This window comes from Planktotalea arctica, assembly GCF_002105285.1.
In the GTDB taxonomy this organism is placed as follows: Bacteria; Pseudomonadota; Alphaproteobacteria; order Rhodobacterales; family Rhodobacteraceae; genus Planktotalea; species Planktotalea arctica.
Genome location: NZ_MUHR01000006.1, coordinates 130,717 through 156,611 on the forward strand (window position 1 = coordinate 130,717; position 25,895 = coordinate 156,611).

Genomic DNA, 25,895 nt, shown 5'->3' on the forward strand with positions numbered 1-25,895 from the left:
GACGGGCTTCGCCCATCGGACCGTTTGGGGGCCAGCCCCCAAACCCCCGAAGTTTATCTGGAAAGATGAAGGGCGGCCTTCAGTTTTTATGAAAGGTGAGGGGTTTTGTTGGCAGGCGGGTTATGAGGCCCTTGGCTTCGAGATCGAGTTGTACGCATTTTGCCCACCACCCTGCGGTTTTACCGTCCGCAAAGAGCGTCGGAGAGAGATGCGGGAGAAAGGCCGCTTTCACGGCGGCAAAGGGCAGGCCTGGCGCAGAAGTGGGCAGGGCGTTTAGCAGGGCGGTGCGCATGTCGTGGTACTTATCGGCGCGCACGTTTTCGGTGCGGCCGGGGGTGTTGGGGTTTTGCACCGTTACTTTTTCATCTGTCATGACATGTGCTTATCATACTTCAGGCCGTGGCCAAAGCGCCGCGTTGAAACACCAGCCAATCGGTCATCATGCCGCCCACCCAAAAGGCGGTCAGCGCGGCCCAAGCTGTGCCTGCGAAGATCGAGCCGCCCGTGACGCCCGCGCCGATGGCGCAGCCGCCAGCGAGCATGCCGCCAAAGCCCATGAGCGCGGCCCCGATCATGGATTGGCGCATGTTGGAGGTGGAATCGAAGCCCTGAAACTTCAACTCGCCTGTGAGCGAAGCGGCGATGAAGGCTCCGAGGAAGACGCCCGGAACGAGGCCGATGTCGAATTCCAGAACGGCATTGCGATCAAGGAAGAACATCAGCGTATGGGCCGAGGGACCCGTGAAGGTCGCGCTTTCGATTTGAACGGGATCAAAGGCCACCTGGCTGAGGGAGAATGTCAGGAACCAGCCCAAAGCCACTGCGAAACCGACACCCGAAGCGAAGACGAGGCGGGTTGCGCCTATGCGATTGCGGCGCGCGAAAACAAGGGCGAGCACGGCCAGCGCGAGACCGAATATCAGCCCCATGGATTGATCGAGGCCGAGTGTGGAGAGCAGGTTCATGTTGCGCCCGCCAGACGTGATCCAGAGGCTCGCGATTTGATCGCGCATGGGCGAGAGCATGCCAGAGAGGCTCATCTGCGCGACCACGGCGAAGATCAGGCCGGAAACGAGGGAGCGCAGGTTGCCCGTTGCGGCCAGAACCAAAAGACGCCCCGAGCAGCCGCGCGCCAGCACCATGCCTGCGCCGAACATCAAGCCGCCAATGATTGCGCCGGACCAGCTGCCCGGCACTGCCATCATGCGCGCATCGGCGGTTTCGATCAGGCCGAGCATCTGTGCGCCCTGCACCCAGACCACTGCGGTGGAGAAGGTCAGCAGCCACACGGCGATCTTGTCACCCATTGTGCCACGCGCGAATTCCACCACGGCGGCGCGCAGGCAGAACCGCGAGCGCTGGGCGGCAATGCCGAATACTGTCCCTGTGATCAGGCCCAATAGCGCCGCAGTGGGGGCTTCGCCGATACGTTCTACAAGCGCGACAAGGTCCATTTTCATGCCTTTCCAAAGATATCCCGCTTTGCATGCGGGAAAATGAATGGGTGCGCTTTGATGCAGATCAGATAGCCCAAATGTCTCTCGCCAAGGCGCGCGGATAGGCATAAGGGAAGAATATGAAAGCGATTACCCTCAAAGACGCGCAGCACTTCCCGCTTTGGCGCAGGCCGATCGCGCTGCTATTTATGATGGCGATTGCGATGCCGATCGCCTTTTCCACATGGTCGGCGCTGCTCAATAATTTTGTGATCGAAGCGGCTAATTTTGATGGCTCCGACATCGGCTGGCTGCACACAGTGCGCGAAATCCCGGGCTTTCTGGCCGTCGGAGTGATCGCGATCATTATGTTCATGCGCGAGCAGGTTCTGGGCCTTGTGGCGTTGATCATGCTGGGCATCGCCACGGCGATGACGGCTTGGTTTCCGAGTATGGGCGGAATTTTGACGATCACCATGCTTAGCTCCATCGGGTTTCACTACTACGAGACGGTCAATCAATCGCTGCAATTGCAATGGATCGACAAGGCGCGTGCGCCGCAAATGCTGGGTTGGCTTTTGGCCGCGGGATCAGGGGCGACGCTGGTGGCTTACGGCTTGATCGTGCTGACATGGGAAGCTTTCGATCTAAGTTATAACCTTGTATACATGGTTTCGGGCGGGTTGACGGCGCTGATCGCGCTGGCATGCTTCTTTATCTACCCGCAGTTCGATGCGCCCCATCCGCAGCTTAAGAAAATGATCCTGCGCAAGCGTTACTGGCTGTATTATGCGCTGCAATTTATGGCCGGCGCGCGCCGGCAAATTTTCATGGTCTTTGCAGGCTTCATGATGGTCGAGCGCTTTGGCTTTGAAGTGCACGAAATCACCGCGCTCTATCTGATCAATCTTGTGGTAAACATCTTCGTCGCACCTTTGATGGGCCGCGCAGTCGCGCGTTTCGGTGAACGTAACACGCTCATGTTCGAATATATGGGCCTTGCGCTGGTGTTCCTTGCCTACGGCGGCATCTATTGGTTCGGTTGGGGCGTGCTGCTTGCGGCGACGCTTTATGTGATCGATCACATCTTCTTTGCGCTGGCGCTGGCGTTGAAAACCTACTTCCAAAAAATTGCAGCCCCCGGCGATATCGCGCCAACAGCGGCGGTGGCCTTTACGATCAACCATATCGCTGCGGTGTTTTTGCCAGCGGGGCTGGGCTATCTATGGCTCGTCTCGCCCTCTGCGGTGTTCATCGTTGCGGCCTGCATGGCGCTGGTGTCTTTCGGATTGGCGCTGCTGATCCCGCGCCACCCCGAGCCTGGCAATGAAACGCGCCTTGGCGGTTTTGCACCGCAACCCGCAGAATAACTCCTAAGGATAAGAGCATGATGACCTTTACTGCATTGACTACGCTTATGGGAAAAGAGAACGCAGAGCGATTGGGCGAAGCCATGGAGCGGCTTATGCCCGAACCGACGGGCATTGGCGTGTTCGAGGTAGAGGACGGCTCTGGCCTGTGGGAAGTGGGTGGATATTTCATCGAGCGTCCAGATGCGGGCGGGCTTGATCTCTTGGCGGCGGCGTTTGGCGCGAAGCCTTTTGTGGTCTCAGAAATCCCTGAAACCGATTGGGTCGCGCATGTGAAGCGCGAGCTTGCGCCCGTCGAGGCGGGGCGCTTTTTCGTTTACGGAAGCCATGACGCCGACAAGATCCCCGCAGGAAGCGAGCCGTTGCTTATCGAGGCGGCGATGGCCTTCGGCACGGGGCATCACGGCACGACGCTGGGCTGTTTGCGTGCGCTGGACCGCCTTGCGGGTGAGGGGTTTGTCGGCAAGGCGGTTGCGGATATCGGTTGCGGCACTGCCGTCTTGGCAATGGGGGCTGCGCGCATTTGGCCGGGCACTGTGTTGGCGAGCGATATCGACGAGGTCGCGGTAGACGTTGCGCGCGCCAATGTGGCGGCGAATGATCTGGTGGGCCGTGTAAGCTGCGTCGAGGCGGCGGGCTTTGACAATCCCGAACTGACCGGTGCGGGGCCGTTTGATCTGATCTTCGCCAATATCCTAAAAGGTCCGCTGATTATGCTTGCTCCGGACATGGCGGAAAATCTGCAAACAGGGGGCTATATGATTCTTTCAGGTATTCTGAACGAGCAAGCCGACGAGATCATTTCGGTTTATGCAAAATCGGGCATCAATATGGTGCAAAGAGATGAAATTGGTGAATGGACGTCACTAACACTGCGCAAAGATTTCTGATTTGAGGGGCATTTATCGCTATTTTGACGCATTTGCCTTTCATTTGACATAATTCAGGTTTAAAAATTACGAAAGTTTGGTGGGGGCCAAACAAACGGAGGCTGCCATGGGATATCCCATTCTCCAACAAAAGACAGGCTTCATGCTGCTGCCGGAACGTGATCGGCAAAAAGGTGCAAGCTATGTTACTCTTGTTGATAAAAACGGACTAATTCAAGTTGTTGCACAGCGCAAAAAGCGCAAGATTTCTCTTGTTCCGCTGAAATTTTTGGCACTGCTCGTCGTGCTTCTTACCGTCTTCAAAGCGCTTGCCGTGATGAACGTCGGTATGGTTGATTATGAAGAAGAACTGGCGCTGCTTCAAAGCGGCAACATCTTCGAGCAGGCCAGTGCATTCGCATTGCAGATCGACCCCGTCACCAAGGCGATTTATTCAAGCGCGGGTCCGCTGCTCCGATAAATCGACTCGATAGCGCCTCAGACTTGGATCAGGGTCTGGGGCGCACCTCTCTCTTATTCACTTTCAGTTCTTCCAATGGAAAAGGCCGCAGCACATTTAAGTGCTGCGGCCTTTTCCATTTTGTAACAGTTTGCCTGCCCCGAAGGGAACGAGGTGCGCCTTAGACGTGACGCGCGCCACCCGCAACATCGTCGATGTCGCCGCGGCAAAGACCGATGTCTTCCAGCTCGCGGTCCGTCAGCTCGTTCAGAGCCTTGCGTGTCTGACGCGCATCGTTCCATGTGGCAAAGGCTGCGAACAGCGTATTCAGAGCGGAGAACCCGCCGTTGGAGACGTATGCGGCGCGGGTGTTGTCGATAACAGCCATGATCGTATTCCTATATAGCGGACCGCCCGGCGGGCAGGTCGTTTCGTTTCGTCTTGAGGCGCATCTAGGGACGTTGAATGACCCTGACAAGCGATCATTTTTGCATGGGACCTATGCACTTTCTGCATGGCAGAAAATAGGGTAAATGCCCTTTAAAATATGACGTAAACGTGACCGGGCCAGTGTCGTTTTCTGCATCTGCGAAGGCGGATTTGACCCGCTGCAGAGGGCCTCGTGTCGCTTTTGATCCGCCTGTGGATAAAACCGACATTTTCGCATTAACCTTTCCCTTTGTTCGCCTTTCGTGCTACTGGAGCAAAAAAACAACATATAATTCGACAGGTGCAGAGCGGCATGCGCGTATTAGGAATTGATCCCGGTCTTCGGAACATGGGGTGGGGCGTCATCGAGGTGGATGGAAGCCGGATGCGTCACCTTGGAAACGGGGTGTGCAAATCCGAGGGCAAGGACTTGGGGCTGCGTTTGTTGTCGCTGCACCGCCAGCTCACGGAGGTTTTGCGAGAGTATCAACCAACAACCGCGGCCGTTGAGCAGACATTTGTAAACAAAGACGGGGCAGGCACGCTAAAGCTTGGTCAAGCGCGCGGGATTGCCTTGCTGGTGCCTGCACAGGCAGGGCTTGAGATCGGCGAATATGCACCCAACAAAGTAAAGAAGACGGTTGTGGGCGTCGGTCACGCCGCCAAAGAGCAGGTACAGCATATGGTAAAACTGCAATTGCCCGGCGTTGTGCTGAACGGTCCCGACGCGGCGGATGCGCTTGCGATTGCGATGTGCCATGCTCACTACACGCGCTCCACGAGCGTTTGGGAAAAAGCAAAACAGGCGGCAAACGGATGATCGGCAAACTCTCTGGACGCATTGATTATCGCGCGGCGGATCATGTGATGATCGACGTGCGCGGCGTGGGCTATATGGTCTATTGCTCGGACCGCACTTTGGCAGGTTTGCCGGGCAATGGCGAAGTTGTCTCTCTCTATACAGACCTTTTGGTGCGTGAAGACCTGCTGCAATTGTTCGGTTTCACGACCTTGGTCGAAAAGGAATGGCATCGCTTACTGATGAGCGTGCAGGGCATCGGCGCAAAGGCGTCTTTGGCGATCCTTGGCGCGCTTGGCGCAGACGGCGTGGGCCGCGCGATTGCACTGGGTGATATGACCGCGATCAAGGCGGCCAAAGGCGTAGGCCCGAAAACTGCGCAGCGGGTGGTGATTGAGCTTAAGGACAAAGCACCCGGCGTGATGGCGATGGGCGGAGGTTCGCCCGCAAGTGCTCTGGGGGAAGTGCCCGCATCCGATGATTTCGACGTGATTGAAACGTCCGCGCGCGTGATTGCGGCACCAAGCGCGAGCGCGCAGGCCGAAGCCTTGTCCGCGCTGAGCAACCTTGGCTATTCCCCCTCCGATGCCGCCAGCGCGGTGGCCGAGGCTGCTGGTACTGATCCGGAGGCGCAGACGCCCGCATTGATCCGCGCCGCGCTCAAGCTGCTCGCACCGAAGGGGTAGGGGATGATCGAACCTGATCCCACAATGCGGCCGGCGGAATTGCCCGGAGATAATGACCGCGCTTTGCGTCCGCAGGCTTTGGATGAGTTTATCGGGCAAGCGAGCGCTCGCGCGAACTTGAAGGTCTTCATCGAAAGCGCGAAGCGGCGCGGGGAGGCGATGGATCACACGTTGTTTCATGGGCCGCCCGGATTGGGTAAGACCACATTGGCGCAGATCATGTCGCGTGAACTTGGTGTGTCGTTTCGCATGACCTCGGGGCCTGTGCTGGCCAAGGCGGGCGATCTGGCGGCGATCCTGACCAATCTGGAAGCGCGCGACGTTTTGTTCATTGACGAAATTCATCGGCTCAATCCTGTGGTGGAGGAAATCCTGTATCCCGCACTTGAGGATTTCGAACTGGATCTGGTGATCGGCGAAGGGCCTGCTGCGCGCACGGTGCGGATTGAACTGCAGCCCTTTACCTTGGTGGGAGCGACCACGCGGCTTGGCCTGTTGACCACGCCTTTGCGGGATCGTTTCGGCATTCCCACGCGGCTGGAGTTTTACACAGAGGACGAGTTGTTCACGATTGTGGAGCGCAATGCACGCAAGCTGGGCGCCCCCGCAGACGAGGGCGGCGCGCGCGAGATTGCCAAACGTGCGCGCGGCACGCCAAGGATTGCGGGACGCCTGCTGCGGCGCGTTGTGGATTTTGCGATTGTAGAGGGTGATGGGCACGTAACGCGCGCGCTGGCCGATAGCGCACTTACACGGCTTGGGGTGGACAAACTGGGCCTTGATAGCGCGGACCGGCGTTACTTGCGCTTGATCGCGGAGAACTATCAGGGCGGGCCTGTGGGGATCGAGACGATGTCGGCGGCGCTCTCGGAAAGTCGCGACGCGCTGGAAGAAGTGATCGAGCCGTTTTTGTTGCAGCAAGGATTGATCCAGCGTACGCCTCGCGGGCGGATGCTGGCGCAAAAGGCGTGGACGCATCTTGGCATGGCTGCGCCGGGCAAACCGGATCAGGCGGGTTTGTTTGAATGAGAGTGCGGGACGCTCCGCGGGAAGTTTATTTGGGAAGATGAAGAGCTTGTTGGACGTAAGCGAGATAGAGGCGCTGTTTACGCGCAGCGGCGGCGAATATGCGTTTGCACGTTGGGGGCGGGCGATTTCGCCGGTTGTTTTCGGGGTTAATGACGAGACTTTGAAGGTGGTCAAAGGCGCGATTGAAGCGGTATGTTTGGTGAGCAATCATCACATGGCGGAAACTGACCCCGAGCTTGGCAGCAATGCGATGTTCTTTTTCTTCAGTGATTGGGTTGAGCTTCTGGAGGTTCCGAAGCTTGATGAGTTGGTGCCGGATCTGGCCGGTTTGGTGGCGCGCGTCACGGCGGCGGATGCCAATCAGTATCGCGTGTTTCGCTTTGACGAGGAAGGCGCGATCAAGGCCTGTTTTACTTTCATCCGAATGGATACGCACCTAAGCGATGTGCCTGCGGAAACGCTCGCGCTTAGCCAAGCGGTGCAGATGATGGTGCTTTGGTCGGATACTGCGTTTCTGGGCGCTTCGCCTTTGGCGGTTATGGAGGGTGGCGGCGTGATTGTGAAACCCGAGATTTCGGGGCTTTTGGCCGCCTGCTACGATGCTGTGATGCCCATTGCGGCAAACGATCCAAGCCACGCTTTGCGCCTTGCTGCGCGTATGCCGAAAAAGCAGTAGGAGAGCGAGATGCACGAATTTGCGCTGCGGGTTTATTATGAGGACACAGACCTTGCGGGGATCGTCTATTATGCGAATTACCTGAAATTCATCGAACGCGGGCGCACCGAATGGGTACGCGAACAAGGGATCGATCAGAGCCAGATGCGCGACGACGAGGGGCTGGTGTTTGCTGTGCGCCGCGTTGAAGCGGATTACTTGTTGCCTGCGCGCTTTGACGACGATCTGATCGTGCGCACGAGCATTGAGCAGATGAGCGGCGCGCGCATCGTACTCAGCCAGGATGTGATGCGCGGCACGGACCTGCTGTTTAGCGCACAAGTGACGCTTGTTGCGCTCACGCTGGAGGGGCAACCGACGCGTTTGCCAGCGAATATCCGCCGAATCGTGCACTGAGCGGGACGATTTCGCCGATCCGGCAAGCAGAGTTGTTGGTTTCTTCACGGATATCCTTTAAGTTTGAGTCAGAGCAAAGAGCCACATCAGTGGCCGGGCAGAAAAGAGCAGGCAGATGGAAGTAGAAACCCTAGCAATGGCGCATGAGATTGATTTCTCCATGTGGGCGCTTTTTGCGCGTGCGACGATTACCGTGAAACTGGTGATGATCATGCTGGTCATCGCGTCGATCTGGGCATGGTCAATCGTTGTCCAAAAATACATGCAATACCGCGCCGCACGCAGCGAAGCGGCGACCTTCGATCAGGCCTTTTGGTCGGGCGAACCGCTGGATCAACTGTTCGAGCAGATCGGGCCACAACCCAACGGTGCCTCTGAAAAGATATTCGCGGCGGGCATGACCGAATGGCGCCGCTCGCACCGCGTCGATGGTGGCTTGATCGCAGGGGCGCAAAGCCGGATCGATCGCTCCATGGATGTCGCGATATCCAAGGAAGCGGAAGAGCTTCAGGCGGGCCTCTCCGTACTTGCGACCGTGGGATCGACCGCGCCTTTCGTGGGTCTGTTCGGGACGGTCTGGGGCATCATGAACGCCTTTATCGAGATCGCAGAGGCGCAGAATACCAACCTTGCCGTCGTCGCACCGGGCATTGCGGAGGCGCTGCTGGCGACGGGCCTTGGCCTGCTTGCCGCGATTCCGGCAGTGATCTATTACAACAAATTCAGCGCCGACAGTGATCGCATCTTGGGTGGGTATGAGGCCTTTGCCGATGAATTTGCGACCATCCTGTCGCGCCAGTTGGACAGTTAGGCGATGGTTACCAGCGTGATGCAAAAAGGCAGCGGGGGTTCGCGGCGCAAACGGCGCGGTGGGCGTTCGAGGCCGATGGCGGAGATCAACGTGACGCCCTTCGTGGATGTGATGTTGGTGCTGCTTATCATCTTCATGGTGGCTGCGCCCTTGATGACAGTGGGCGTGCCTGTGGAGCTTCCCAAGACCGCCGCAGGCGCGCTGCCCTCTGATGCGGAGGAACCTCTGACTGTGACCATCACGGCCGACGGGCGCGTGATGATCCAGACGACAGAGGCGAATTTGCCCGAACTGGTCACCAAGCTGCGCGCGATTGCAGCAGAGCGCGAAAGCGCAAAGGTCTATCTGCGTGCGGACGGGGCGGTCGCCTATGCGCAAGTCGTGCAAGTCATGGGCGCACTCAATGCGGGCGGGTTTAATGATATCGGCCTAGTCACCGATACCGGCGGTCCAGAGTTGAACGCCGATATCAGCGGCAACTAGGGCGCGCGCGGTGCACAAGAGCACCTATATTTCCGCAGGCGGTCATGCGCTGTTGCTGGGCTACGCGATGTTTGGCGGGCTTTTCAATGCAGAGCCGTTGGAACTGCCAAGCATGGATGTTTCGGTAATTTCGGAAGCGGAGTTTGCGGCTTTGACGCAAACGCCCCAGCCGCCTGATGTCTTGGCGGATGCGCCAGAACCTGTATTTGCAGCGCCGGAGCTTGAGCCTGAGCCCGTCGTGCCAACGCCTGAACCCGAGCCTCAGCCGCGTCCGGAGCCGCCGCAGTTTGTAGTGCCCGAGCCAGTGGAGCCGCAGCCGGAACCTGCGCCTGAACCCGAAGCGGTAGTGGTTCCCGATATTGCGCCCGATGCGTCCTTGCGCCCCAAGCCGCGCCCCGCGCCGCGCGTTGCGCCCGAAGCCGTTGCTGCGCCGGAGCCGGAGGTGGAGATCGACAATACGGCGCGGGAAGCGACGCAGCCGGATGAAAATGCGGAGCAAGCGGTTGAGGAGCAATCTCAAGCTGCGCCAGAAGACGCCGCAACAGAGATTGTCACCGAGGCCGAGCAACCCGCTGGGAGTGCGCCAATTGCGACGCCGCGCCCAAGAGCGCGTCCGCGCGAATCTGTTGCCAGCGCGCCCGAAACCTCATCGGCGGTGAACGCCGCATTGGCCGAAGCCTTGGGTGAACCGGCCGCAAGCGACGTGCCAAGCGGGCCAGCCTTGACGGCGGGTGAAACCGACGCGCTGCGCATCGCGGTGCAGGATTGCTGGGTCGTCGATGTGGGTAGCCTGGCGGCTGACGTGACGGTCGTGCTTGGCATGTCGATGGATTTGCGCGGCAAGGTCGTACCTGGCAGCTTGCGCCTCGTATCCTCGTCCGGGGGCGAGGGGGCGGCGGTGGATACCGCGTTCCAATCTGCGCGCCGCGCGGTGCTGCGCTGCCAGAAAGAAGGCTATGATTTGCCGCAGGACAAATACGAGCAATGGCAAGAGATAGAAATGACGTTCAATCCCAAAGATATGCGCATCAGATGAGCCTCTTTCGTCACAACTTCGTCATAACCATGGGTAAGCGCCTGCTGATCGCGCGCGTCCCCCTTTTTTACAACGCGTATATCAAATAGGGTAGCCACGTGGCAGGAGCAGGACAGGCAATGACCTTTCGAGTAATGATCGCAGTTTTGGCAATGCTTGCAATGCCTTTCGTTGCAGTGGCCCAAAACGGACCCTTGCGCATCGAAATCACCGAAGGCGTGGTCGAACCCATGCCCTTTGCCGCGCCCGATTTCGTGGCCGAAAGCACCGCCGCGAACGAGTTCGCAGAGCAACTCGCCCGTGTCGTGGTCAGCGATTTGCAAGGCACGGGCCTGTTTCGCGAAGTGCCGCGCGCCGCCTATATCAGCCAGATCACCAGCTTTGATGCCCCTGTGCAATACGCCGATTGGAAGGCCGTTAATGCGCAGGCCCTTGTCACAGGCGCGGTGAACGTGAACGGCACGACCTTGAGCGTGAAGTTTCGCGTCTATGACGTGTTCTCCGGCACCGAAATCGGATCGGGTCTGCAGTTTGCCGGCACCACGCAGGGCTGGCGGCGCATGGCGCATAAGGTGGCCGATCAGGTCTACGCGCGCATCACCGGCGAGCAGCCCTACTTTGATAGCCGCGTGGTTTATGTTGCAGAGCAGGGACCAAAGGACAAACGTCTCAAGCGCCTTGCGATCATGGATTATGATGGCGCTAATGTGCAGTTTTTAACCGGCTCCGAGCACCTCGTGCTGGCACCGCGCTTTTCGCCCACCGGCGACCGCGTGCTTTATACCTCCTACGAGACAGGCTTCCCGCGGATTTACCTGCTCGACGTCGGCTCTGTGCAGCGCCGCGTGTTGGAAAGCCAGGAAGGCTCGATGAGCTTTGCGCCTCGTTTTTCCCCCGACGGGCGCACGGTGGTCTATTCACTGGCGCGCGGCGGCAATACGGATATCTACCGTATGGATATCACAAGCGGCACCAGCGCGCGCCTGACCTCTGCCCCCTCAATCGAAACCGCGCCAAGCTACAGCCCCGATGGCACCCGTATTGTTTTCGAAAGCGATCGCTCTGGATCGCAGCAAATCTACATCATGGGCGCAAATGGCGGCGAGCCGAAGCGCATCAGCTTTGGTCAGGGGCGCTACGGCACGCCCGTTTGGTCGCCGCGCGGCGATCTGATTGCCTTCACCAAGCAATCCAAGGGGCGTTTTCATATTGGCGTGATGAAGACCGACGGCTCTGAAGAACGTCTGCTGACCGCCTCCTTTCTGGATGAGGGGCCGACATGGTCCCCGAACGGGCGGGTCATCATGTTCACCCGCGAAACCCAAGGTGCAAGCGGTAAGGCTTCGCTTTATTCGGTGGATATTTCAGGGCGCAATCTTAAACCCATTCCCACGACAGGCGGCGCGTCCGATCCTTCATGGTCCCCCCTTCAGCGCTAGGTTGAACGGGGTATGAAACAGAATAGTAAGCAGTGAGACAAATAGATGAAAATGATCACCAAAGCCCTTCTGCTGACAGGCGTTCTTGCGTTGGCGGCCTGCTCTAACAAAAATGACTTTGCTGGCGATGACGTCGTCGACTTGAACGCGGGCGCAAATGCCGGTGCTGGGTTCGGTGCCGATGCGGGCGGCGCGAGCGATCCACGCTCGGTTGCGTTTTTCCAGCAAAACGTCGGGGACCGTGTGCTTTTCGACGTGGATCAATCCAGCCTGACGGGGCAGGGGCGCATCATCCTTGACGGCCAAACGCGCTGGTTGACGGAAAACTCAGATTACACCGCCATCATCGAGGGTCATGCGGATGAGCAAGGCACACGCGAATATAACGTCGCCCTCGGCGAGCGGCGCGCTAACACGGTGCGCGACTATCTAGTGAGCAAAGGCGTGCCATCCTCGCGTCTGCGCGTGGTCAGCTACGGCAAGGAACGCCCGATCGAGATTTGCAGCGCAGAGGATTGCTATGCTAAGAACCGCCGTGCGGTGACAGTGCTGGCCGCCGGCCTTTCAGGCTAGGCGCAGCGCATTGGGGGAGGTCCATATGAAGGCTCGGATGACACAGGTTTGTGCAGCAGCGGCGGTGGCTCTTTGCCTGTTGCCACCCCTTGCTTTGGCGCAGGCCAGCAAGGAACAGACGCTCGCCGATATCCGGCAGGACCTCACCGTATTGTTTGTCGAAATGCAGCGCCTCAAGCGCGAATTGTCCACGACGGGCGCATCAGCGCCTGCGATTGGCGGCACTAGCGCGAACGATCGCATCACATCGGTTGAGGGGGAATTGCAGCGCCTCACGGGCAAAATCGAGCAGCTTGAGTTTCGTATTGAAACCATCGTCAAGGACGGCACCAACCGCATTGGCGATCTGGAATTCCGCCTTGTCGAATTGGAGGGCGGCGATGCTGGCGCCATCGGCGAGACCAGCACGCTTGGCGGCGGCGTGGCGGCGCCTGCTGCTGCCAGCGTGCCAGCGTCGAGCTCTGATGCGGGCGGCGCGCAGCTTGCTGTCGGCGAGCAGGCGGACTTCGATGCGGCCGACAAGGCACTGAGCGACGGCGATGCCAGCGCAGCGGCCGAGCAATTCGCGCTCTTTAGCCAGAATTACCCGGGTAGTCCGCTGGAGGGCCAGGCACGCCTCAAACAGGGTGAAGCCTATGAGGCTGACGGCGATATGCGCGAAGCGGCGCGCGCCTATCTGGAGGCCTATTCGCGCGATCCGAATAGTGCGGTTGCACCTGAAGCCTTGTTCCGCTTGGGCCGCAGCCTTGGCCGGCTTGGCAAAGTGTCCGAAGCCTGCGTCACCCTTGGCGAGGTCGGCGCGCGTCACCCTGGCAGCGACGCGGCAAGCAGCGCAGCCGCTGAGATGAGCGCGCTCGCCTGTACCTAATGCTGAATACGGCGCTGCTTTGCCAGCATATTCCTTTGGGCATCGCGCTTTCTGGCGGGAGCGATTCAAGCGCGCTTTTGACTTTGGCTGTTGATGCGCTTGGCGCTGAAAACCTGCGCGCGGTCACCGTGAACCATGGCCTTCGCGATGAGGCTGCGCTTGAAGCTCTGGCCGCCAAGCAGCTTTGCGCGCAACTGGGCGTGGCGCATGACACGCTTGATCTGCATGTGGCTGCGGGCAGCGGTCTGCAAGCGCGCGCACGCGGCGCGCGCTATGATGCGCTTTGCGCTTGGGCGCGCGAGAGCGGCGTTAGCGCGCTCGCACTTGGCCACACGCAAAACGACGTCGCCGAAACCTTCATGATGCGCCTTGCGCGCGGCTCGGGCGTGGATGGGCTAGCGCAAATGCCTGCGCGCTTCGAGCGCGAGGGTACGCTGTTTCTGCGTCCTTTGCTCGATGCGACCCGCTCTGATCTTCAGTCGATGCTGCGCGGGCGTGGCATCCTCTGGAGCACGGACCCCTCCAATGCTGACCCGCGGTTTGCCCGCGTTCTGGCACGCAATGCGGGACCAGAACTCGCGGCGCTTGGCCTCACGCAAGAGCGGCTTAGCCAGAGCGCCAAATGGATGCGCGCGGCCTGCGAGGTGCTCGAGCATGCTGCGGATGCGTGGATCGCACGCCATGCGCAGGGCGCGCACGGCGATGCGGTTTTCGACCTTGCAGAGTTGCGCCGCTGCCCCGAGGAAACGGCGGGCCGTGTTCTGACGCGCGCGCTCTGCGCGATCTCGGGCAAGCCCTATCGCCCGCGCTATAACGCGCTTGCTGAAATGATGGAAACCTACGCAGGGCGCACCCTGCATGGCTGTCTGATCTACCGCCACAAAGCCACGTTGCGCATCACCCGCGAGCTAAACGCGATGACCCCCGGCGACACGAAACGATGGGTGATTTCAGGTCCCTTGACGGCAAATCATACCATCGCACCGCTCACAGAGGCGGGGCTATCACAAGTCACGGACTGGCGCGCGACGGCTCTCTTGCCGCGCCGCTCGCTCTTGGCCAGCCCTGCAATCTGGCAAGGCCGCAGCCTTGTCGCCGCGCCGCTCGCTGCGCCTGATGGCACTTGGAGCGCGGCCGCGCCGAACCCGCTTCATCTTGCCAAATAAACTCAAATCCCGAATTCAGCTCTCGGCGCGCGCCGCTTTTTCGGCAATCCCCGATGTGCCTTTACGGCGCGCGAGCTCTGCCTCCACATCCGCCAGCGACACATCGCGCGCGGCCAGCATCACCAGCAGATGATAGAGCACGTCCGCCGCCTCAGATGTCAGCGCAGCCTTGTCGCCCTTCACTGCTTCGATAATCGCTTCAATCGCTTCTTCGCCGAATTTTTCGGCGCATTTCTCGGGGCCTTTGGCAAGCAGCTTGGCGGTCCAGCTTTTCGGGTCGCCGCCCGCTTTGCGCGCTTCTATCGTAGCGAAAAGGTCGTGCAAAATGCTCATGTCAGCCTCACTGGAATACCCGCGGCGGCCATATGCGCCTTGGCCTCGGCTATGGTGAATTCCCCGAAGTGAAAGATCGATGCGGCAAGCACGGCGCTTGCGCCGCCTTGTGTTACGCCCTCGACCAGATGATCTAGCGTGCCAACGCCTCCCGAGGCAATGACGGGAATATTGACTGCATCCGAAATGGCGCGGGTCAAAGGCAGGTTGAACCCCGCCTTGGTGCCATCGCGGTCCATCGAAGTCAGCAAAATTTCGCCGGCACCTTTTTCGGCGACGAGCTGTGCAAATTCCACCGCATCAATTCCGGTTTCCTTGCGCCCGCCATGGGTGAATATCTCCCAGCGGCCCGGCGCGACAGTTTTGGCGTCTATGGCGCAAACGATGCACTGGCTGCCGAATTGGTCTGCTGCTTCGCTGAGCACATCAGGGCGCGCAACGGCGGCAGAGTTGAAACTGACCTTATCCGCGCCCGCAAGCAGCAATGCGCGTACATCTTCAACTTCGCGCACGCCTCCACCCACGGTCAGCGGGATATAACATTGCTCTGCGGTGCGGCGCACCACGTCGAACATGGTGCCGCGATTTTCGTGCGTGGCATGAATATCAAGGAAGCAAAGTTCGTCAGCGCCAGCAAGATCATAGGCGCGCGCGCTTTCAACCGGATCGCCTGCATCGCGCAGCCCGACGAAGTTCACGCCTTTGACAACCCGCCCGTCAGCAACATCAAGGCAAGGAATAATACGGGTTTTAAGCATTGCAAGCGGCTCCAATTTTTCTTGAAAAATTGCACCCCGGTTTTTCGCAGAAAAATCTTATCATTTTAGCGCTTTCAAAGCTGCGCCAAGATCAAGTGCACCATCATAAAGCGCACGGCCCGAAATCGCGCCGTCAAGGCCCGCACCGCAATCGCGCAAAGCGATCAGATCGGCCAGTGAGGACACGCCGCCCGAGGCGATCACAGGAATGGAGACTGCGCGCGCCAAAGCCGCCGTCGCCTCCACGTTCGGCCCCTGCATCGCGCCGTCGCGGTTGATGTCGGTGTAAATGATTGCCGCCACGCCTGCGTCCTCGAACGAGCGCGCAAGGTCCGTGACCTCCACATCGGTCTCTTCGGCCCAGCCTTTTGTTGCAACCTTGCCCGCGCGTGCATCGATACCGACGGCCACCTGTCCGGGAAAGGCTTTGGCCGCCTGCCGCACCAGATCGGGGTTCTCCACCGCCACGGTGCCAAGGATTACGCGCTGCAAACCTTTGTCCAACCACCGCTCGATCGTGGCCATGTCGCGGATGCCGCCGCCAAGTTGGGCAGGCACTTTGCAGGCCTTCAGGATCGCTTCCACAGGGGCGGCATTCATCGGCTCGCCTGCAAAAGCGCCATTGAGATCAACGAGGTGCAGCCACTCGCACCCCGCCTCTACAAAGGCCATTGCCTGCGCGGCAGGATCATCGTTGAACACCGTGGCCTGGTCCATTTCACCGTGCACGAGGCGCACGGCCTGACCGTCCTTGAGATCGATTGCAGGATAGAGGATCATAGCGCGCAGCCCTTTCATTTCTTGCGCTTTGCATTCGCACGGGATCGCCGGATTTGCAACGGGGCGTAGCGTCAAGGCTTGCTTTGCGCGCCGCGCGCTTGCACGCTGCGTGGATATATTGGGAGGATACCATGAAAATAGTGATGACAGCCGCTGCGATTGCCCTGCTGGCGAGTTCGGCGCTGGCCGATCCGATCTACGGCACGTGGCGCACGATCAAAGACGACAACGGCAACTTCGGAGACATTAAGGTTTCGGCCTGCGGTGCCAAGATTTGCGGTGTTTTGACCACGTCCTATAATGGCGAAGGCAATGTCTGGAAATCGCCCAATGACGGTAAAAACATTATTTGGGACATGCAGGCTGACGGCGGCGGTGCCTATTCGGGCGGCAAGGTCTGGGCACCTGATCGCGACAAGACCTACAACAGCCGTCTTGAATTGAATGGCACTACGCTAAGCGTCAAAGGCTGTGTGCTGGGCATCTGCCGCAGCGGAGGCACGTGGACGCGCGTCAACTAGGGTCTCTATCACTTTATTGTTTCAGCGCCGATTTCGTAGCGTGTTTCGCGCGCCCGGGTGTAGAGGGCGAAAGAGCGCGGTTAACTCCGCGTCCCGTGCGCTCCGGATCGGGCGTTTGGATTTTTTCGAAATGCAATGGAGCGGTTTTATCACTGCCCTCTTCCTAAGCCTCGCGCCTTTGGTGGCGCAGGCCGAAAACCCCATAGGCACATGGCATACAGAGCCAGACGCGAAAAAGCAGACTGCGCATGTTCTGGTGACGAAATGCGGCACTGGTTTTTGCGGCAAGATGGTGCGCGCCTTTGATCAGTCCGGTAAACAGATCGCCCATAAGAACGTCGGCAAACGCCTGTTCTGGGATGCCAAACCCATAGGCAAGGGTGATTTCGCGGGCCGCGCCTATGTGCCGTTGCTGGGCAAGGACTTCCCAGCAACGATGACGGTCACGAACAGCCGCATGATCGTAAAGGGTTGCGGCGGCCCCGTGTGCAAATCCCAGCGCTGGACCCGCGTGAACTAATCACGGCGACCATGTCAGAAAATTCGAGATCAGCCGCAGGCCAACCTGCTGGCTTTTCTCGGGATGAAATTGCATCCCCAGCATCGTGCCGCGCCCGACCACTGCAGTGACATCACCTGCATACTCGACATGGGCAAGGCGCTCTTCGGGTTTGGCCACATCAAAGTGGTAGGAATGCACGAAATAGGTGTGATCGCCGGTTTGAACGCCCTCGAACACAGGGTGGGGCGCATCGATCACCAGATCGTTCCACCCCATATGCGGCACCTTCAATGATGTATCACGCGGCGTGATTTTCACCACTTCGCCGTCGATCCAGCCAAGCCCGTCCGTGTCTTCATATTCGCGCCCCAGCGTGGCCATAAGCTGCATCCCGACGCAAATTCCAAGGAAGGGCCGCGCCTTGATTGTGACCGCCTCTTGCAGGGCGTCGAACAATCCGCCCGTGCCTTTGAGCGCTTTGACGCAGGCAGGAAAGGCACCGTCACCCGGCAGAACGATCCGGTCCGCGCGGGCCACGACATCGGCGTCCGATGTCACGATAACCTCACCTGCACCGACTTCGCGCGCCATGCGGCCAAAGGCCTTCTCTGCGGAATGAAGATTGCCGCTCTCGTAATCAATAATTGCCGTCAGCACGTCACAGCGTTCCTTTGGTGGACGGGACTGCGTCTGATTTTCGCTGATCGGTCTCTACTGCGATCCGCAGCGCGCGCGCGACCGCTTTGAATGCGGCCTCTGCAATGTGGTGGCTGTTGAAGCCGTGAAGCTGATCGACGTGCAGTGTAATGCCGCCGTGCGTGGCAAAGGCCTGGAAAAACTCGCGTATCAGTTCGCAATCGAAAGTGCCGATTTTCTGCGTCGGTAGGTCGAGGTTCCACACCAGAAATGGCCGCGCAGAGAGGTCCAAGGCGCAGCGCACCTGTGCATCGTCCATTGGCAAATGGCACGCGCCATACCGGACAATTCCGCGTTTATCGCCAAGCGCTTGGGCCAGTGCCTGGCCCAAAGCAATGCCCGTATCCTCGACTGTGTGGTGATCATCGATATGCAGATCGCCCTTGGCGCGGATGCTCATGTCGATCAGGGAATGGCGTGCCAGTTGATCCAGCATATGATCGAAGAAACCGATGCCGGTCTGGTTGTCGTAAACGCCGGTTCCATCGAGGTTGATCTCGACCGAAATATCCGTTTCCGCCGTGGCGCGTGTCACTGTGGCCGTCCGCATAGGGCTATCCTCAAGGCTAATGTTTGCGCCCTTATAACAGTCGCGCGGCGCGCGCCAAGCACAAGCGTTTCGCGATTGCACTGGCGTGACCTCTATGCCAGCTTTGGCGCAACCCATCAAAAGGATCAGACCCAATGGCCACCTGCGTTTTCGTGCAGATCAGATGCAAACCCGGCAGCACTTATAAGGTGGCCGAAAAGATTGCGCTCGAAGAGATTCATTCCGAGATTTATTCAACCTCGGGCGAATATGATCTGATCGTGAAGATGTATATCCCGAGCGAGGAAGACATTGGTATGTATATCAACGACCATCTGCTCCCCATTGAGGGGATTGAGCGCTCGCTTACCACGATGACCTTCAAGGCGTTCTAAAGCGTGCTCGAAGGGATCAAAATCGTCGAGATCGAAGGCCTCGGACCTGCGCCTTTCGCGGGAATGATGCTGGCGGATCTTGGGGCTGATGTGACGGTCATTCACCGCAAGGGCAAAGCGGGGGGTGTTACGGCAGCGGCTAGTCTGCTCGATCGTGGAAAACGCTCGATTGATTTGGATTTGAAGGATGCAGGTGATCTTGAGATTGCACGCAAGCTGATTGCGCGCGCGGACGGTGTGATCGAGGGCTTTCGCCCCGGCGTGATGGAGCGATTGGGGCTGGGTCCAGAGAAATGCCGCGTGGATAACCCCAAACTGGTCTATGGGCGCATGACGGGCTGGGGCCAAACCGGCCCGCGCGCGCAGCAGGCGGGGCATGATCTTAACTATATCGCTACCTCCGGCGCGCTGCACTATGCCTCTCTGCCAAGTGATGCGCCTGTGACGCCCGCAACATTGGTTGGCGATATCGGCGGCGGTGCCTTGTACCTGGTTGCAGGCATGCTGGCGGGCATCATCAAGGCCGCGCGCACGGGGCAGGGCACCGTTGTGGATGCGGCAATTGTCGACGGCTCGGCCCATATGATGAACCTGCTGATGGCATTGGGGCAGGGGGGTGGCCTGTCGGAGGGGCGTGGTCAAAGCCTGCTGGACGGGCCGCATTGGTCGCGCACATATCGCTGTGCCTGCGGCGGCTTTGTTTCGGTACAGGCGCTGGAGCCACAGTTCTATGCGGCGCTGCTCGCAGCGCTTGACCTTGGCGCGGATGCTAGCATGCACAGCCAGCACGATGCGCGCGCCTGGCCTGCGCAAATCGCTATCTTCAAAGGCATTTTTGCCGCAGAGACGCGTGCCCATTGGGCCGCGCATTTCGCAGATTCTGAGGCCTGCGTCGCTGCGGTGTTGTCGCCGCAGGAGGCTGCATGCGAGCCGCATATCGCTGCGCGCGGCATCTGGGCTGCGCCGGGCGGTACGCTTCAAGCCGCCCCTGCACCGCGCTTTGATGCAGAGCTCCCCGCCATAGCCAAAGCTCCCGAGCGCGGGGCTGACCGCGTAGCGATTCTGGCTGAAATTGGCGTGCATTAGGGCGAATTTACCCTTGCACCGACCCGCTACTTTGCGCGATAGACAAGTCAATGCGGTCCCGTAGCTCAACTGGATAGAGCACCTGACTTCTAATCAGGGGGTTGGGGGTTCGAGTCCTCCCGGGATCGCCATTTTCCAGTTCATTCGGTGAATACAGAGTGCCTAGCTCTACTCGGCGAGGTGGCACGCGACGCGCGTGTTGCCCAAGGGTCGCATAACCGGGCGCTCCGCTTTGCAGATGTCGCGCGCGATTGGGCAACGCGGATGAAAGGCGCAGCCGCTTGGCGGATTGATCGGATCGGGGATTTCACCTTCGGGCAATTCGGCTTCGCGCCCGAAACCATCCATTCGCGGTGCCGCTTCAAGAAGCATCTTGGTGTAGGGATGTTTGGTGTCAGCGAACAGATCCTCGGGGCTGGCTTCTTCCACGAGGCGGCCCAGATAAAGCACACCGATGCGATCGGCCATGTGTTGCACCACGGTCAAATCATGGCTGATAAGCACATAGGTCAGGCCGAAATTATCCTTGAGATCGCTCATCAGGTTCAGAACCTGCGCCTGTACCGACACATCGAGCGCCGAAGTCGGCTCGTCGCAGACAATCAGCTTCGGCTCGGAGGAAAGCGCGCGCGCAATGCAGATACGCTGGCGTTGACCGCCCGAAAACTCATGGGGAAACTTGCCCGCATCCAGCGCAGAGAGGCCGACCTGCTCCAGCAATTTTTCCGCGAGGCCCGTCGCATCACCGCCGCGCGCCACCACAGGTTCGACGATGATATCACGCACGCGCCAACGCGGGTTGAGCGATGCAAAAGGGTCCTGAAAAATCATCTGGATATCAGACCGGATCAGATCAATCTTGGCCGCATCGCTTTCCGAAGCGAGGTCCACGCCGTTGATTTCCACATTGCCTGACGTGGGCTTCAAAAGCCCGACCAGCATACGCCCGATCGTGGATTTTCCCGAGCCGCTTTCGCCCACGAGCGCATAGGTGCTGCGCTCCGCCACTTCGAAATCCACCTCGGATACGGCGGTCAAAAGCGCTTTGGGGCGCCGCTCGATCACGCGGTTGAGCCAGGGTTTCGAAACATCGAAGACGCGGGTCAGGGATTTGACGGAAATGAGTGACATTAAGATACCTTTTCCGCAGCAATCGGGAACCAGCACGCAGCTGCGCCATCGGTGATTTGTGGGCTGGGGGCTGCGCGGCATTTGTCCTGTGCAAAGGTGCAGCGCGGATGAAAGGGGCAACCCTCGGGGACTTTGTTCAAACGCGGCATCGCGCCTTCGATCTGGTGCAGGCGTGCCTTGCCTTGCGATGCCAGCGGCGTCGATGCCATGAGGCCCTGAGTGTAGGGATGGCGCGGCGCGGTCAGCACATCGCGCACATTGCCCAGCTCGGCTAGGCGGCCAGCATACATTACCGCAACGCGGTCCGCCGCTTCGGCAATCACGCCCATATCATGCGTGATCAGCATGACGGCCGTACCGCGCTCACGGCACAGGCGTTTCAGCAGCGCGATGATCTGCGCTTGCACGGAGACGTCGAGCGCCGTGGTCGGCTCATCGGCGATGATCAAAGAGGGCTCGGCGCAGAGGGCAAGCGCGATTACGACACGCTGGCGCATGCCGCCGCTGAATTCATGCGGATAACTGTCGATGCGCTCGGCAGCCCCGGGAATTCCGACTTCTTCGAGCGCGGCAATAGAGCGTTTGCGCGCCTCGTTGCGTGAAATATCCAGATGGGTCAGCATGGTTTCGCTCAGTTGATCCCCGATGCTGAGCAGCGGGTTGAGCGATGTCAGAGGGTCCTGAAACACCATGCCGATCTTCTTGCCGCGCAGACGGCGCATGTCCTCGCCCTGCAGCGCATCGATGCGGGTACCGTTCAGCCAGATTTCCCCTGCCGCGATATGCGCAGGCGGGGTGAGCAGGCCGATCACCGCATTGCCGGCCATGGATTTCCCTGCGCCGCTTTCGCCAACGACGCCAAGGATTTCGCCCGCGCGGATGTCATAACTGACACCATCGACGGGTTTTACCGTGCCCGTGCGGCTTGGAATTTCGACGGACAGACCGCGAATGGACAGGACTGGCTCGGACATCAGCGTAACCTCGGGTTCAGGGCATCGCGCAGCCAGTCGCCCAGCAAATTGACGCTGAGCGCGAGGGTCAAGAGCGTGACCGCAGGGAAGAGCAGGATCCACCATTCGCCCGAGAACAAGAAGCCTTGTCCGATGCGAATGAGCGTCCCGAGTGAGGGCTGCGTCGCAGGTGCGCCGACCCCCAGAAAGCTAAGCGTAGCTTCCGCGATGATTGCCAGTGCAAGCGAAATGGTCGCGATCACGAGCACGGGCGAGAGGACATTGGGCAGGATATGGCGCAGCATGATCGCGTAAGGCGTGCGCCCTATCAAGCGGGCTGCTTCGACGTATTCCTTGCGCTTTTCGACCATCGTCGCGCCGCGCACGACGCGCGCGAATTGCACCCAATCGCTCAGGCCGATGGCAAGGATCAACACCCAGATCGCCATTTGATCGCGGTACTCGACAGGGGTGATACCCTTTGCGACGCCAAAGATAAGCATCGCAACAAGGATCGAGGGGAAGGTCAGTTGCACATCCGCGGTGCGCATGATGATGGTTTCCGTCCAGCCGCCGACATAACCCGAAATCAGCCCCAGAGTGATGCCGATGACCATAGCGAGCAGCACGGCGGCGACCCCGACAAAGAGCGACACGCGCATACCGTAGAGAATGGTCGAGAATACATCGCGGCCCTGATCATCGGTGCCTAGAAAGAAACTCTCGCCGGTGAAGGCGTTGGGCGTCATCGGTCCGGTGAAGCCGTTCATCAGATTGAGCGATGCGGGGTCAAAGGGGTTCGTCGGCGCGATCAGCGGCGCGAAAAGCGCCGAGAGCACGAGGCTGGCGAATATGATCGTAGAGATTACTGCGACGGGTGATTTCTTGAACATGTAGAACACGTCGCTGTCGAGGAACACGCGCAGGCGCGATTGCTCCACCACTTTTTGCGGCGCATCCTTGATTGGCATATCGGTCATCAGTGGCCTCCTGCGCGATCGACGCGCAACCGTGGGTCAATAAAGAAATAAAGGATATCCACGATCAGGTTGATTCCCACGAACATGACCGAAATCAGCATCAGATAGGCGGCCATCACCGGAATATCGACAAATTGTACCGCGTTGATGAACAGCAGTCCGACACCGGGCCATTGAAAGACGGTTTCGGTGATGATGGCGAAGGCGATGATCGCGCCGACTTGCAGACCGATCACAGTGATCACCGGAACCATAGTGTTTTTCAGCGCATGGCGGAAATTGATCGCGCGATCGCGCAGGCCCCGCGCGCGCGCGAAGCGGATGTAGTCCTGGCGCAGCACTTCGAGCATTTCAGAGCGCACCAGCCGCATGATCAAGGTCATTTGATAAAGACCGAGCGTGATAGAGGGCAGGATAAGCGCCTTTAACCCCGAAGCGGTTAACAGCCCGGTTGACCAAAAGCCGATCTGTACCGTTTCTCCGCGCCCGAAACTTGGCAGCCAGCCAAGTTCCACCGAGAACACGTAGATCAGCAGAATACCGATCAGGAAGGTGGGCAATGACACCCCGATGAGCGAGGCGGACATGATAAAATTGGCGAGAAACCCGTTGCGCCGGATCGCGGTGAACACGCCGAAGGCAATGCCAAGCGCGATGGCGAGCAAACCCGACACGGCGGCAAGTTCTAGGGTGGCCGGAGCGCGCTCGAGCAGGATCTCGGCGACGGGGCGACCTTGGCGATAGCTGACGCCGAAGTTGCCCTGTGCGGCTTCGCTCAGGAATTTGTAGTATTGTACGGGAAAGGACTGATCGAGGCCAAGCTGCTCGCGCAGTCGTTCAATATCCTGCGCCGTGCGTTCCTGCCCAAGCATATTGTCGACGGGATCGCCAACGAAGCGAAACATCGAGAACGCCGTAAGCCCCACGATCAGCAAAACGAGCGCCGATTGCAGGACGCGCCGGATGATAAAGGCAAGCATAGTGATGATTATCCCAATGTGTCGACAGATTCAGCAGCGCAGCTAAAAGCGCGCGAGGGGCTCTCATAGCCCCTCGTGCCGGATTAGTTAACAGTGACCCAACGCAAGATGAAGAAATTGTCCGGGCGCTGCACCAGATCAATGTTGGCACGCGTGCCCCAGATCAGCGGCTGAACGTAGAGCGGCACATAGGCCGTGTCGTCCTGTAGGGTCTGCGCGACCTCGTTCAGTATCGCCTGACGCTTGGTGTCATCGATTTCCGACTGGATCATTGGCAGCAATTCGTCAACGCGTGCGTTGGAATAGCCTCCGAAATTCCAGCTTCCAAGGCGCTTGTCCGCATCTGGCGTTGCTGCAAGAAAGCGGATGGGGTGCTCCGCGTCAAACGTGCCGGGAGACCAGCCGAGCAGATACATATCGTAGTTATCCGCGCGCAGTTCCGGCCAGTAATTCTGCACGGGCATCGCATCAAGCGCGGCGCGCAGGCCGACCTGCGCCAGCATGCCAGTGATCGCTTGGCAGACGGCTTCGTCATTCAGGTAACGGTCATTGGGGCACTTGAGCCCAAAGGAAAACCCGTCCTCATAGCCTGCCTCTGCAAGCAGTGCACGGGCCGCATCGGGGTCATAGGCCGCATCGCCGCCAAGCGCGTCCGAGTAGCCGCGCATCGCAGGGCTGACCAGCTGGTTCACGGCTTCTGCGTTGCCGCGCATCGTGGTCTGCAAGATCGCAGGCACGTTGATGGCATGTGCCACCGCGCGGCGCACGCGCGGATCGGCGAAGGGGTTGGCATCGCTGGTTTCGGAGGAATATTTCAGCGTCTCTGCCTCATGCGGAAAGCCCAGCATGATCACACGCGCTTCGATGCCTTGGATGACCTTGACGTTGGCATCGCCTTGCAAGCGCGCCGCGTCCTGAACCGGGACGGGGTTGATGAAATCAACATCCCCTGAAAGCAGCGCCGCAAGGGCGGTGGCGGGGTTCTGGATCGGTGTCATTTCGGCGCGGGTGATGTTGTGGCTTGCCTCGCCCCACCATGTCGCGTGTGGCTCGAGAACGGTGCGCAGGCCCGGCGCGCGCTCGGTTAGCGCGAAGGCACCGGTGCCGTTGGCGTTAAGGGTGGCGAAATTGCCCGCTTCTTTGTCGGGGCGGGCGGCATCGTTGGCCATGGCCCAATCGCTGTCCATAATCATCCAGTTGGCGATGGAATCGGGAAAGATCGGATTGGGCGATGTGGTCATGATGTCGACGGTGAAGTCATCCACCACGACAACGTCCGACACCGGAGAAAACCAGCTGCGGGTATCTGCCTGCTTGCTTGAGGCGCGTTGATAGGAAAACAGCACATCTTCTGCGGTGAAGGGCGCACCGTTCTGGAAGGTCACGCCTTGGCGCAGATTGAAGCGCCAGCCTTCGCCCGCGCCAATCGGCTCCCAGCTTAGGGCGAGGGCTGGTTCGATCGCCATTTCGCGGTCACGGCGCACGAGGCCTTCATAGATGTTGTTCAAAAACCCGAGCACCGGCGCGGAGTTGACCGCGTGCGGGTCCATGGTTTGAGGGTCGGTGGTGACGGCCCATGTGAACTCTTCTGCATTGGCCAGCGGCGCGAGCGGCGCCAAAAGTGCAATAGCGGCGGCGAAGCTTAGTTTGCGTATCATGAGATTTCCCAATCTTGGCCAAAGCGGAAGTGTTCGAGGGTAAGTAAAGAGTGAACCGCGAAAAAAC

32 protein-coding genes and 1 tRNA gene are annotated in these 25,895 nt (G+C 59.4%); 20 read left to right on the plus strand and 13 right to left on the minus strand.

Annotated elements, in window-relative coordinates; all coding sequences use genetic code 11:
* Window positions 1–79 precede the first annotated feature (79 nt).
* Window positions 80–373, minus strand: a complete 294-nt coding sequence (locus B9P63_RS07910; RefSeq protein WP_085308021.1) for a DUF6958 family protein — start codon at window positions 371–373, stop codon at window positions 80–82.
* Window positions 374–392: 19 nt separating this feature from the next.
* The gene (locus B9P63_RS07915; protein ID WP_085308313.1) at window positions 393–1,454 is read right to left on the minus strand and encodes a YeeE/YedE family protein; all 1,062 of its coding nucleotides are present in this window, start codon (window positions 1,452–1,454) and stop codon (window positions 393–395) included.
* 122 nt (window positions 1,455–1,576) lie between these two features.
* On the opposite strand from B9P63_RS07915, the gene B9P63_RS07920 reads away from it, so the two are divergent.
* From B9P63_RS07920 to B9P63_RS07930, 3 genes are all read left to right on the plus strand, one after another.
* The gene (locus B9P63_RS07920) at window positions 1,577–2,806 is read left to right on the plus strand and encodes an MFS transporter (protein WP_085308022.1); all 1,230 of its coding nucleotides are present in this window, start codon (window positions 1,577–1,579) and stop codon (window positions 2,804–2,806) included.
* Window positions 2,807–2,823: 17 nt separating this feature from the next.
* The gene (locus B9P63_RS07925; RefSeq protein ID WP_085308023.1) at window positions 2,824–3,696 is read left to right on the plus strand and encodes a 50S ribosomal protein L11 methyltransferase; all 873 of its coding nucleotides are present in this window, start codon (window positions 2,824–2,826) and stop codon (window positions 3,694–3,696) included.
* 106 nt (window positions 3,697–3,802) lie between these two features.
* Window positions 3,803–4,156, plus strand: coding sequence for a hypothetical protein (locus B9P63_RS07930; protein WP_139816224.1), 354 nt, complete (start codon window positions 3,803–3,805; stop codon window positions 4,154–4,156).
* A gap of 160 nt (window positions 4,157–4,316) precedes the next feature.
* Here the strand turns inward: B9P63_RS07930 and B9P63_RS07935 are convergent, their stop codons facing one another.
* Window positions 4,317–4,523, minus strand: a complete 207-nt coding sequence (locus tag B9P63_RS07935) for a DUF1127 domain-containing protein (protein WP_085308025.1) — start codon at window positions 4,521–4,523, stop codon at window positions 4,317–4,319.
* 354 nt (window positions 4,524–4,877) lie between these two features.
* Between B9P63_RS07935 and ruvC the strand changes: the two genes are divergently transcribed.
* From ruvC to tilS, 12 genes are all read left to right on the plus strand, one after another.
* A complete protein-coding gene (ruvC, locus tag B9P63_RS07940; RefSeq protein WP_085308026.1) occupies window positions 4,878–5,384 on the plus strand; it encodes a crossover junction endodeoxyribonuclease RuvC in 507 nt (168 codons plus the stop codon).
* On the plus strand, window positions 5,381–6,049 hold the full coding sequence (gene ruvA, locus B9P63_RS07945; RefSeq protein ID WP_085308027.1) for a Holliday junction branch migration protein RuvA: 669 nt from the start codon (window positions 5,381–5,383) through the stop codon (window positions 6,047–6,049). Before ruvC ends, ruvA begins: the two co-directional genes overlap by 4 nt.
* A 3-nt stretch (window positions 6,050–6,052) precedes the next feature.
* Window positions 6,053–7,078, plus strand: coding sequence for a Holliday junction branch migration DNA helicase RuvB (gene ruvB, locus B9P63_RS07950; RefSeq protein WP_085308028.1), 1,026 nt, complete (start codon window positions 6,053–6,055; stop codon window positions 7,076–7,078).
* A gap of 37 nt (window positions 7,079–7,115) precedes the next feature.
* Window positions 7,116–7,754, plus strand: coding sequence for a hypothetical protein (locus tag B9P63_RS07955; RefSeq protein WP_176219120.1), 639 nt, complete (start codon window positions 7,116–7,118; stop codon window positions 7,752–7,754).
* 9 nt (window positions 7,755–7,763) lie between these two features.
* Window positions 7,764–8,150, plus strand: coding sequence for a tol-pal system-associated acyl-CoA thioesterase (gene ybgC, locus B9P63_RS07960; protein ID WP_085308029.1), 387 nt, complete (start codon window positions 7,764–7,766; stop codon window positions 8,148–8,150).
* Window positions 8,151–8,265: 115 nt separating this feature from the next.
* Window positions 8,266–8,961 carry a protein TolQ gene (gene tolQ, locus B9P63_RS07965; RefSeq protein WP_085308030.1) on the plus strand — a complete coding sequence of 232 codons (696 nt, stop codon included), beginning with the start codon at window positions 8,266–8,268 and terminating at the stop codon, window positions 8,959–8,961.
* A gap of 3 nt (window positions 8,962–8,964) precedes the next feature.
* Complete coding sequence (gene tolR / locus B9P63_RS07970) at window positions 8,965–9,444, plus strand: protein TolR (RefSeq protein WP_085308031.1); 480 nt, start codon at window positions 8,965–8,967, stop codon at window positions 9,442–9,444.
* A 10-nt stretch (window positions 9,445–9,454) separates the two neighbouring features.
* A complete protein-coding gene (locus tag B9P63_RS19160) occupies window positions 9,455–10,480 on the plus strand; it encodes a cell envelope biogenesis protein TolA (RefSeq protein ID WP_176219121.1) in 1,026 nt (341 codons plus the stop codon).
* A gap of 119 nt (window positions 10,481–10,599) precedes the next feature.
* Window positions 10,600–11,919: a Tol-Pal system beta propeller repeat protein TolB gene (gene tolB, locus B9P63_RS07980; protein ID WP_085308032.1), complete on the plus strand. Its 1,320-nt coding sequence runs from the start codon at window positions 10,600–10,602 to the stop codon at window positions 11,917–11,919.
* 45 nt (window positions 11,920–11,964) lie between these two features.
* The gene (gene pal / locus B9P63_RS07985) at window positions 11,965–12,492 is read left to right on the plus strand and encodes a peptidoglycan-associated lipoprotein Pal (RefSeq protein ID WP_085308033.1); all 528 of its coding nucleotides are present in this window, start codon (window positions 11,965–11,967) and stop codon (window positions 12,490–12,492) included.
* 37 nt (window positions 12,493–12,529) lie between these two features.
* Window positions 12,530–13,360, plus strand: coding sequence for a tol-pal system protein YbgF (ybgF, locus tag B9P63_RS07990; RefSeq protein WP_245830586.1), 831 nt, complete (start codon window positions 12,530–12,532; stop codon window positions 13,358–13,360).
* Entirely contained in the window at window positions 13,360–14,526 is a 1,167-nt protein-coding gene (gene tilS, locus B9P63_RS07995; protein WP_085308035.1) for a tRNA lysidine(34) synthetase TilS, read from the plus strand. Before ybgF ends, tilS begins: the two co-directional genes overlap by 1 nt.
* Before the next feature lie 15 nt (window positions 14,527–14,541).
* On the opposite strand, the gene B9P63_RS08000 is transcribed toward tilS, so the two are convergent.
* From B9P63_RS08000 to hisA, 3 genes are read right to left on the minus strand one after another with little or no spacing between them, the layout of a single operon-like run.
* On the minus strand, window positions 14,542–14,859 hold the full coding sequence (locus B9P63_RS08000; protein WP_085308036.1) for a phosphoribosyl-ATP diphosphatase: 318 nt from the start codon (window positions 14,857–14,859) through the stop codon (window positions 14,542–14,544).
* Window positions 14,856–15,617 carry an imidazole glycerol phosphate synthase subunit HisF gene (gene hisF / locus B9P63_RS08005; RefSeq protein ID WP_085308037.1) on the minus strand — a complete coding sequence of 254 codons (762 nt, stop codon included), beginning with the start codon at window positions 15,615–15,617 and terminating at the stop codon, window positions 14,856–14,858. The genes B9P63_RS08000 and hisF overlap by 4 nt, the downstream gene beginning before the upstream one ends.
* A 60-nt stretch (window positions 15,618–15,677) precedes the next feature.
* Window positions 15,678–16,397 (minus strand): 1-(5-phosphoribosyl)-5-[(5-phosphoribosylamino)methylideneamino]imidazole-4-carboxamide isomerase, encoded by a 720-nt coding sequence (gene hisA, locus B9P63_RS08010; RefSeq protein WP_085308316.1) that lies wholly within the window; start codon window positions 16,395–16,397, stop codon window positions 15,678–15,680.
* A 131-nt stretch (window positions 16,398–16,528) separates the two neighbouring features.
* Between hisA and B9P63_RS08015 the strand changes: the two genes are divergently transcribed.
* Window positions 16,529–16,918 carry a DUF2147 domain-containing protein gene (locus tag B9P63_RS08015; RefSeq protein ID WP_085308317.1) on the plus strand — a complete coding sequence of 130 codons (390 nt, stop codon included), beginning with the start codon at window positions 16,529–16,531 and terminating at the stop codon, window positions 16,916–16,918.
* Window positions 16,919–17,033: 115 nt separating this feature from the next.
* Entirely contained in the window at window positions 17,034–17,438 is a 405-nt protein-coding gene (locus tag B9P63_RS08020) for a DUF2147 domain-containing protein (RefSeq protein WP_139816225.1), read from the plus strand.
* On the opposite strand, the gene hisH is transcribed toward B9P63_RS08020, so the two are convergent.
* Together hisH and hisB are read right to left on the minus strand one after the other, a co-directional pair.
* Entirely contained in the window at window positions 17,439–18,077 is a 639-nt protein-coding gene (gene hisH / locus B9P63_RS08025; protein ID WP_085308039.1) for an imidazole glycerol phosphate synthase subunit HisH, read from the minus strand.
* Between the two features lies 1 nt (window position 18,078).
* On the minus strand, window positions 18,079–18,666 hold the full coding sequence (hisB, locus tag B9P63_RS08030) for an imidazoleglycerol-phosphate dehydratase HisB (RefSeq protein ID WP_085308318.1): 588 nt from the start codon (window positions 18,664–18,666) through the stop codon (window positions 18,079–18,081).
* 134 nt (window positions 18,667–18,800) lie between these two features.
* Between hisB and B9P63_RS08035 the strand changes: the two genes are divergently transcribed.
* The 3 genes from B9P63_RS08035 to B9P63_RS08045 all read left to right on the plus strand — a co-directional run bounded on the left by B9P63_RS08035 (window position 18,801) and on the right by B9P63_RS08045 (window position 20,257).
* Window positions 18,801–19,040, plus strand: coding sequence for an Lrp/AsnC family transcriptional regulator (locus B9P63_RS08035; protein WP_085308040.1), 240 nt, complete (start codon window positions 18,801–18,803; stop codon window positions 19,038–19,040).
* A 3-nt stretch (window positions 19,041–19,043) separates the two neighbouring features.
* The gene (locus tag B9P63_RS08040; RefSeq protein ID WP_085308041.1) at window positions 19,044–20,126 is read left to right on the plus strand and encodes a CaiB/BaiF CoA transferase family protein; all 1,083 of its coding nucleotides are present in this window, start codon (window positions 19,044–19,046) and stop codon (window positions 20,124–20,126) included.
* 54 nt (window positions 20,127–20,180) lie between these two features.
* Window positions 20,181–20,257, plus strand: a tRNA-Arg gene (locus tag B9P63_RS08045).
* A 37-nt stretch (window positions 20,258–20,294) separates the two neighbouring features.
* Here the strand turns inward: B9P63_RS08045 and B9P63_RS08050 are convergent.
* The 5 genes from B9P63_RS08050 to B9P63_RS08070 all read right to left on the minus strand — a co-directional run bounded on the left by B9P63_RS08050 (window position 20,295) and on the right by B9P63_RS08070 (window position 25,828).
* Entirely contained in the window at window positions 20,295–21,257 is a 963-nt protein-coding gene (locus B9P63_RS08050; protein WP_085308042.1) for an ABC transporter ATP-binding protein, read from the minus strand.
* Complete coding sequence (locus B9P63_RS08055; protein ID WP_085308043.1) at window positions 21,257–22,231, minus strand: ABC transporter ATP-binding protein; 975 nt, start codon at window positions 22,229–22,231, stop codon at window positions 21,257–21,259. Before B9P63_RS08055 ends, B9P63_RS08050 begins: the two co-directional genes overlap by 1 nt.
* Window positions 22,231–23,190, minus strand: coding sequence for an ABC transporter permease (locus B9P63_RS08060; RefSeq protein WP_085308044.1), 960 nt, complete (start codon window positions 23,188–23,190; stop codon window positions 22,231–22,233). Before B9P63_RS08060 ends, B9P63_RS08055 begins: the two co-directional genes overlap by 1 nt.
* Window positions 23,190–24,170 carry an ABC transporter permease gene (locus B9P63_RS08065; protein WP_085308045.1) on the minus strand — a complete coding sequence of 327 codons (981 nt, stop codon included), beginning with the start codon at window positions 24,168–24,170 and terminating at the stop codon, window positions 23,190–23,192. The genes B9P63_RS08060 and B9P63_RS08065 overlap by 1 nt, the downstream gene beginning before the upstream one ends.
* A gap of 83 nt (window positions 24,171–24,253) precedes the next feature.
* A complete protein-coding gene (locus B9P63_RS08070; protein ID WP_085308046.1) occupies window positions 24,254–25,828 on the minus strand; it encodes an ABC transporter substrate-binding protein in 1,575 nt (524 codons plus the stop codon).
* Window positions 25,829–25,895: the final 67 nt, after the last annotated feature.

Bases quoted from the DNA above. Each gene is read 5' to 3' on its own strand.
- hisF (WP_085308037.1), bottom strand. From the start codon at position 15,617: ATGCTTAAAACCCGTATTATTCCTTGCCTTGATGTTGCTGACGGGCGG.
- ruvA (WP_085308027.1), top strand. From the start codon at position 5,381: ATGATCGGCAAACTCTCTGGACGCATTGATTATCGCGCGGCGGATCAT.
- B9P63_RS07915 (WP_085308313.1), bottom strand. From the start codon at position 1,454: ATGGACCTTGTCGCGCTTGTAGAACGTATCGGCGAAGCCCCCACTGCG.
- B9P63_RS08035 (WP_085308040.1), top strand. From the start codon at position 18,801: ATGGCCACCTGCGTTTTCGTGCAGATCAGATGCAAACCCGGCAGCACT.
- B9P63_RS07955 (WP_176219120.1), top strand. From the start codon at position 7,116: ATGAAGAGCTTGTTGGACGTAAGCGAGATAGAGGCGCTGTTTACGCGC.
- tolQ (WP_085308030.1), top strand. From the start codon at position 8,266: ATGGAAGTAGAAACCCTAGCAATGGCGCATGAGATTGATTTCTCCATG.
- B9P63_RS07925 (WP_085308023.1), top strand. From the start codon at position 2,824: ATGATGACCTTTACTGCATTGACTACGCTTATGGGAAAAGAGAACGCA.
- B9P63_RS08055 (WP_085308043.1), bottom strand. From the start codon at position 22,231: ATGTCCGAGCCAGTCCTGTCCATTCGCGGTCTGTCCGTCGAAATTCCA.
- B9P63_RS08060 (WP_085308044.1), bottom strand. From the start codon at position 23,190: ATGACCGATATGCCAATCAAGGATGCGCCGCAAAAAGTGGTGGAGCAA.
- pal (WP_085308033.1), top strand. From the start codon at position 11,965: ATGAAAATGATCACCAAAGCCCTTCTGCTGACAGGCGTTCTTGCGTTG.
- B9P63_RS07930 (WP_139816224.1), top strand. From the start codon at position 3,803: ATGGGATATCCCATTCTCCAACAAAAGACAGGCTTCATGCTGCTGCCG.
- B9P63_RS07920 (WP_085308022.1), top strand. From the start codon at position 1,577: ATGAAAGCGATTACCCTCAAAGACGCGCAGCACTTCCCGCTTTGGCGC.
- ruvC (WP_085308026.1), top strand. From the start codon at position 4,878: ATGCGCGTATTAGGAATTGATCCCGGTCTTCGGAACATGGGGTGGGGC.
- B9P63_RS08015 (WP_085308317.1), top strand. From the start codon at position 16,529: ATGAAAATAGTGATGACAGCCGCTGCGATTGCCCTGCTGGCGAGTTCG.
- ybgF (WP_245830586.1), top strand. From the start codon at position 12,530: ATGACACAGGTTTGTGCAGCAGCGGCGGTGGCTCTTTGCCTGTTGCCA.
- tolR (WP_085308031.1), top strand. From the start codon at position 8,965: ATGGTTACCAGCGTGATGCAAAAAGGCAGCGGGGGTTCGCGGCGCAAA.
- B9P63_RS07935 (WP_085308025.1), bottom strand. From the start codon at position 4,523: ATGGCTGTTATCGACAACACCCGCGCCGCATACGTCTCCAACGGCGGG.
- hisB (WP_085308318.1), bottom strand. From the start codon at position 18,666: ATGCGGACGGCCACAGTGACACGCGCCACGGCGGAAACGGATATTTCG.
- tilS (WP_085308035.1), top strand. From the start codon at position 13,360: ATGCTGAATACGGCGCTGCTTTGCCAGCATATTCCTTTGGGCATCGCG.
- ybgC (WP_085308029.1), top strand. From the start codon at position 7,764: ATGCACGAATTTGCGCTGCGGGTTTATTATGAGGACACAGACCTTGCG.
- B9P63_RS08070 (WP_085308046.1), bottom strand. From the start codon at position 25,828: ATGATACGCAAACTAAGCTTCGCCGCCGCTATTGCACTTTTGGCGCCG.
- B9P63_RS07910 (WP_085308021.1), bottom strand. From the start codon at position 373: ATGACAGATGAAAAAGTAACGGTGCAAAACCCCAACACCCCCGGCCGC.
- ruvB (WP_085308028.1), top strand. From the start codon at position 6,053: ATGATCGAACCTGATCCCACAATGCGGCCGGCGGAATTGCCCGGAGAT.
- B9P63_RS08050 (WP_085308042.1), bottom strand. From the start codon at position 21,257: ATGTCACTCATTTCCGTCAAATCCCTGACCCGCGTCTTCGATGTTTCG.
- tolB (WP_085308032.1), top strand. From the start codon at position 10,600: ATGACCTTTCGAGTAATGATCGCAGTTTTGGCAATGCTTGCAATGCCT.
- B9P63_RS08065 (WP_085308045.1), bottom strand. From the start codon at position 24,170: ATGCTTGCCTTTATCATCCGGCGCGTCCTGCAATCGGCGCTCGTTTTG.
- B9P63_RS08000 (WP_085308036.1), bottom strand. From the start codon at position 14,859: ATGAGCATTTTGCACGACCTTTTCGCTACGATAGAAGCGCGCAAAGCG.
- hisA (WP_085308316.1), bottom strand. From the start codon at position 16,397: ATGATCCTCTATCCTGCAATCGATCTCAAGGACGGTCAGGCCGTGCGC.